This is a genomic window from Lutibacter sp. B1 (assembly GCF_012524075.1).
GTDB lineage: Bacteria > Bacteroidota > Bacteroidia > Flavobacteriales > Flavobacteriaceae > Lutibacter.
The window spans coordinates 1-526 of the sequence record NZ_JAAZUI010000153.1; the positions used below are offsets into that span (position 1 = coordinate 1).

2 protein-coding genes are annotated in these 526 nt (G+C 24.7%); both read left to right on the forward strand.

Annotated features, from left to right (window positions below; all coding sequences use genetic code 11):
* Positions 1 to 15: 15 nt before the first annotated feature.
* Positions 16 to 234, forward strand: a complete 219-nt coding sequence (locus HGB55_RS15320) for a hypothetical protein (RefSeq protein ID WP_168817966.1) — start codon at positions 16 to 18, stop codon at positions 232 to 234.
* Positions 234 to 526 (forward strand): type II toxin-antitoxin system RelE/ParE family toxin (locus tag HGB55_RS15325; RefSeq protein WP_168817968.1); only part of this gene is annotated, 293 nt, incomplete at its 3' end. The genes HGB55_RS15320 and HGB55_RS15325, both read left to right, overlap by 1 nt.

Sequence of the window (526 nt, forward strand, 5' to 3'; positions counted from 1 at the left end):
AAGATATAACAGAATATGAATATTCAAACTTCAAAAATTGAATTGGTAAAAATGATTCTCAACATTGAGAATGACAAATTCATTGAAAAAATCACAGAATTTATTCAAAAAGAAAAAGTAGATTTTTGGAATGAATTAAGTCAGTCTGAGCAAAAAGAAATCGAAAAAGGTATTAAAGAGTTGAATAAAGGGAAAAGAGTTGAGTTCAATGACTTTTTGAAAAAGATTTCTTAATGAAAGTATTTTTATCAGAATTAGCTGAAAATAAGCTTTTAAAATTGAACGATTTTTTATTAGAAAATTGGAATTTAAAAGTTAGGAATGATTTCATAAAAAAACTCACATCCAAAATTGAACAAATTTCAGAACAACCTGAAAGTTGTCCACAATCGATAGAATTTAAAGGTCTTTTTAAATGTGTTGTAACAAAACAGACTACTTTCTATTACAGAATAAAATTTGAAAGAGAAGAAATTGAGATTATTACTGTTTTTGACACAAGACAAGATCCAAATAAATTAGAAAA